The 5,684-nt window shown below is 42.3% G+C and carries 4 protein-coding genes; all 4 read right to left on the reverse strand.

Going from position 1 to position 5,684, the window contains the following annotated elements:
* Positions 1-494: glycoside hydrolase family 20 zincin-like fold domain-containing protein (locus B3B27_RS04505; RefSeq protein ID WP_286846948.1), on the reverse strand; the 494-nt coding region annotated here is incomplete at its 3' end.
* Positions 495-642: 148 nt separating this feature from the next.
* On the reverse strand, positions 643-1,947 hold the full coding sequence (locus B3B27_RS04510; protein ID WP_238867923.1) for a hypothetical protein: 1,305 nt from the start codon (positions 1,945-1,947) through the stop codon (positions 643-645).
* Positions 1,944-3,335: a DegT/DnrJ/EryC1/StrS family aminotransferase gene (locus B3B27_RS04515; RefSeq protein ID WP_286834475.1), complete on the reverse strand. Its 1,392-nt coding sequence runs from the start codon at positions 3,333-3,335 to the stop codon at positions 1,944-1,946. Before B3B27_RS04515 ends, B3B27_RS04510 begins: the two co-directional genes overlap by 4 nt.
* Positions 3,336-3,640: 305 nt before the next feature.
* A partial coding sequence (locus B3B27_RS04520; RefSeq protein ID WP_286845201.1) for a NosD domain-containing protein occupies positions 3,641-5,684 on the reverse strand: 2,044 nt, incomplete at its 5' end.

Below are 5,684 nucleotides of genomic sequence, written 5' to 3' on the forward strand. Positions count from 1 at the left end.
GATTCATCCAGCATCAAACCGCGCCAGCCATAACGGGGATTGTCACGAATGACGGCACATGGAATGGAGCCTACTGCCCCGGCACTGTTTATCAACTGAAAAGCCGACTGCAACCCGTAAAAACAACCGTTTGCACATCCGGCTTCAATAATAATACCTGTGGGGGAAACTATCAACCGGTATTCTTCGGGATTGTGACAGACTGCGTTTCTGACTAATTGTATCCATCCCTTTTTCCCTGTCTTCTTTGCTTGCAAGGAAAAATTTTCCAGCGTTTCCACAAATCCGGGAATCAGGGAGCTGAATTCCCCTGATTCGGCCGAGACAGTGATTACTTGAGGAACTATTGACACGCCTTCCCTTTGTTCATAATGATTGGGAAAAGGTATAATTCCCTGAGCATTGCCTATGACAAATGAAAGGGATAAAAAGAAAAGGAAGGCTATAATACGATTATTTACCACAGAACAAATTTGATATTTATTATTAATCATTTTACTTTCTCCTTATATCTGCTAAATGTTATGTATCATTGTTTTTTCTAAATTCGGCAGTTTAATATCCTTGGTCAAAATTAAAGATAATCTTACAATAAGCGCTTATTTAGCTACACTACAGCGATATGTATGGAAGAGAAATGGATTAATGCTTGTCATTCAACAATTTGGAAATGGCATCTAAAAGCACTTCTTCCGCTTCAGGGGTTACTTTCGCCACCTCCACCTCGTAACCTCCCTGAGTAAAAGCTTTGGAACTGGGAATATATCCAAACCCCAGGTCGCCGTACGCCGCCATAGCAACAAACAAATCTGGTCGCATTTTTTTTGCGGCTAACTGATACTCAACCGTTAATTCTCCCGGGAGAAAAAGAATCCTGGAGTTGCCAAGAGCCAGGCACTGGATGTCAACTTTTTTCCCCGATTTTGTTCTCTGCCAAAGGTCTTTGCCTGCCTTTACCGAGTCCAGCGGTAAAGAAACCGGTTCAACACTCCATTTAATATCGGAAGTTGCAACAAGACTTCGTTTGGAATTTTCCCAAGCCCGATTCATCCCGTCTGCAACTCTTTCAGCTAAAACACCTCTGTTTTCTTGCGAACCATCGTTGTATTTACCTGCTCCCACGTTTCCACCTGCTCCCGTGAAATAAACTTGTAACGCATCGGGTACAGCAAGTTGCCGATAAAAACGGGCTATCCCGGGGTAGTCTGGATTGGGTACGCCGGTGCCGTAATAACTTTGCGGGTGAGTGGCGTAGAAGTTTAACACAGCAACGGGTTTATCCTCATTCCAAAAGCTCACAGCCGACAGCTTCGCGTCAACCAATCCTTCGGGCTCGGCACGTAATGTGGAATCTTTGCAGGCTGTCCAACGCATGGCCTTTACTTTGCCTTCAACACCAAGAATCCGCCGGTTGGAAGCCACTCCGTACACTTGCGCTTCACCAAATCCTATGTGTGTAACGGGAATAAAATTCTCGAATGAACTTGCAACTGCCATTTCGAGGCGGTGTATAACAGACAATGCAAAATTGTCGTTTATGAAATCACGTGGATAAGGGGCATCATGCTGGTGGACAACGTGAACGGCCACCCGTTCTGGTGTGGTTCCCGCAGCCCGGGCAAGCGAACGCTTGAACTCATCGTAACAGTCGTTCGCTATGCCGAGCCAGTCCAAAGAAACCAAGACGACCGGTTCTCCCGGGCCGGATAGAACAATCCCTTTTGCCCGAAGCCCCAAATCCCATGTATTTATTACAACTCCATACGGCATTTTGTAGCTAATAGGAGGGGTGATATCAATATCAAAAACAGCAGCATGCAATCCTTCTGTTGTCGGTTTATTTTGAATATCATTTTTTTCTTGAACAGATTCAGGAAAAAATGACATGCACAAAATTAGATACAGGTTCAAGACTATCAAGACTATCACTGATGAATTTTTTTTCATGACTGTTTGTTCTTTATCTGTTCTGCATTATGATAAATCTTTTCGATGGCGGATGCTATATTTTTCATATCCGATTTAGAACCCAACAGTATATTTTGTGGGATCCAGACTGCCTGTTCGTTGCACAGTTTCTCGTTCACCGGACACCGGTTCTCCTCTGCGTATTTATCGTAATTCAGCCTCTCAGCAGGATATAATTTTCGGAAATATTTGCTTTCAAAGGCATTTTTCAAATAAGGCATTTTGTTTAATTCCGTATATCCACCGGAACAGGGAACGCCTTCGGCATGCAACGCCTCCAAAAATTTATTCCGGGGCAATCCCTTGAAATCCTCTCTGTTATACAAAAATGGGAACAGGTGAAAAGCAGCTCTTGTTACATTTTTATATAGCTTATAAGGTACAATTCCCGGAATTTTTGCGATTAGCGACCGAAGATACCTGGCATTTTCGTTCCTTTCCGTTGTCTGCTCTTCCAAACGCTCAAGCTGTGCCAATCCGATAGCTGCCTGATACTCGGTAATGCGTAGTTTCGTGCCTACCATCACGGTACCGGCACCGATTTGCCCCGCTGTAGAACCGTAAGGATTGCCGTAATTGTGATACGAAAAACAACGGTCCATGAATTCATCGTCGTCGCTGACGATGGCTCCCCCTTCGCCCATAGGCATATTTTTGGAGTTTTGAAAGCTAAAACACCCAGCATTCCCGAAGGTGCCGACCTTTTTTCCGTTAATCTCTGCCAACCATGCCTGGCAAGCATCTTCAACCACCAACAGGTTATGTTTATGTGCTATTTTCATGATCCGGTCCATATCGCAGGGTAGTCCCAGAATATGAACGGGTAGAATTGCACGGGTGCGGGGGGTTATCTTTTCCTCGATCTTGTCCGGATCCATCTGGAAAGTTTCGGGATCGACGTCCACGAAAACGGGAATGGCCCCGTTGAACAGGATGCACGACACGGACGCGATGAAAGTGTAGGGCGTGACCAGCACCTCGTCTCCCCATCCGATCTCCAGCTGCGCCAGGGCTGTATTAAGGGCATTGGTTCCGTTCACCACAGCCAGGCAGCGTTTGGAACCCAGCAGTTGCGCCCATTTTTTTTCGAATTCATCCGTGACCTTGTCCCTCGACCACACCCCACCGCGCATCACCTCCAGCAATCTCTTCTCGTCGGTTTCCGGTTTCCACACAGGCCACGAAGGCCAGTCGTGGGAGGTTATCAGGGGGCTTCCACCTAAAACGGCGGGCGTGGTTTTGTTTATCGCCGTACAACTTGCCAGCACCCTGCCTGTCGTTCCCGCTCCCATGACAGCACCCGTTCCGACAATTAAATTCGTTTTTATAAATTCACGACGTGAATAGTTTTTATTCTTAAATTTCATTTTAATTATTGTTTCAGGTTTGGATTCAGAATGTATTTCCATAATAACACAACAAATCCAGCTAATAAAAAATTTTCTCAACCTAGACAAAGGGAGGCATGTCCTTTTATCCCTAAAAATAGATTCCTAAAATTATATTTCAATATTTTGAATATTAATGCTTCGTTAAATCTTCATTTATAACACTGACAGTCAATAAATTATGCTAAATCCCGGAAAGCGCCATACTCTATTGATATTCAATGAATTATAAGAATTATTTAAAAATACCGAAGTGTTGAATATGATAATAATATTTAAACTTTTCATTCACCTTCGTAAGGTACTTTGTTTGCATTACTCCCCTTGTAATCATATACTGACCAGTTTTTTTCAACGGCAACATCCACGTCAGACTTTAAAGCTACGTTTTGCTCTGAAGGCAAAGTGGTATCAACAATGACTAATGTACCACCTGAAATACTTTTCCGGTCGAATAATGAGTTCATTAAAGTAGTCATATTCGCCTCTCTAATACTATTATTATGACAGAACAAGTGGGTAAGAGAACTACTTGCTGGCTCCAAAGCTGAAATTCTATTATTACTATAGCAATCTAACCGATACACATTCCCATAGACGGTGATGGTTTGTGCGCCAATCACATAATTCGTGAGTCCAGTGGAAACAGAATAGGGGAAATCCGGCGTTTCACCTTCATCTTTAATCCCATTATTATTGAGATCAATCCAAACATCAGCCTGATTTTCCGCTGCCGCATACAAGGCTATCCTTATTGTTTCCCCGACAGACTTTTCAGTCACAAAAGTTATTTTATCCGTATTCACTGGGGGAGATGCGTTTTCACTACCTTTTGAAGCCACAGAAGTATTTCCGTAAACTCCAATATTAATTCTATCACCGTTTGGAGAAGGCTCTTTTGAATATTCATCATCAGGGTTTCCGGCATTTATACATGGGCTGGTAACGTTATCGGTAACCCACGCTGTTCCATTCCATCTTCCTTCTTTTGATTTCAGGTGATAATCACCATTCGTTTCATCCGCAAATAGCGGATCAACGGCTATATTTCCGGTACCTGAAAGCTTTGCAAAACCATTCCAGAAATTGGTGTATGAAACTGAAACATCTTCCATATCATCATAGCCCGTTTCCGTTCTATTAAAACCCCATGGAGCAGAAAGAGAACGGTCATCAAATTGGTTATTAACCGCTGAAAGGATACAGTTTTTTAAGACTGTTTCCGAATTACCATCAGACCCTGAACTACTTAAACTAAAGCGGAATAAGAAGGGAATATTAATGAAGTTGCAGTTTTTGAATGCAGTATTTTTTGAGTTTCGTAAAAAAACGCCAATTGTGTTATTCTGTAAATCACCCTCAAAGATACAGTTCAAAAAGACATTATCTGATTGATTTTGTGGATTTGCTCCCTCTGTACCATCATACACACTAACAATACCGGTCTTACCTTTAAATCTGCTGTTAACTATCATATTGCTATAGGCACCATCCCGATTCTGTACACAGAAATTAAACATTGAGTTTTTCCCGGTATTATCAGCGAAACAGCTATCCACCTTATTATTATAGGTCCCATGAGCAAATGAAAAACACTCTTCCATTTTTTTAGCCGAACAGTTTACAAATAAGTTCCCTGTACTGGATGGTTGTCCTCCACTGTCTCCGGGATTATCCTTAACAATAAAACCATGATTTCCCTTGTATGAACCGTTTATATCTTCAACATAACAATCCCGTACCGTATTGTTGCTGCTCCAGGCCAACACAACAAAATAGTCTGTCATAAACCGGTTATTGGCAGTTTGCCTACAATATGCCTTGCAATTCTGAAGAGTACAGTTATCGGTTTGGGATAAAAAAAAGTTATTACCTCCATTATCTGTTGCCGAACAATTCTTTACGGTTGAATAATTACTTTTCTTGACTAAAATACCGTAACCATCGTATCCCTTATTCACATAATCGACATTACAACATGAATCGGCTATACAACCATCTAAAACCGCATGATGGCTGTTATCAACCCAAATACCGTAAAGATAACGCTTTACGCGTATATTCTTTAAAACTATATATGGTTTGCCATAGATATAAATTCCTTTCTTCGTATAATCTCCACCGTCGAGGACTGGCGTACCGTTGTATCCCATAAAGACAATAGGAGAGCCGTCCGATCCCGCATTGGTGATGACCACATTTTCATTTTCATAATTTCCTCCTTCTATACAGACTGTATCACCTGCTACCGCTTTTGTTGCCGCATAGGTAATAGTGCGCCAAGCTTTTTCTTTGGATGAACCCATACCCGAATTTGCATCGTTTCCT

Source organism: Proteiniphilum sp. UBA5463 (genome assembly GCF_002427225.1).
Lineage (GTDB): Bacteria > Bacteroidota > Bacteroidia > Bacteroidales > Dysgonomonadaceae > Proteiniphilum > Proteiniphilum propionicum.

Bases quoted from the DNA above. Each gene is read 5' to 3' on its own strand.
- B3B27_RS04515 (WP_286834475.1), bottom strand. From the start codon at position 3,335: ATGAAATTTAAGAATAAAAACTATTCACGTCGTGAATTTATAAAAACG.
- B3B27_RS04510 (WP_238867923.1), bottom strand. From the start codon at position 1,947: ATGAAAAAAAATTCATCAGTGATAGTCTTGATAGTCTTGAACCTGTAT.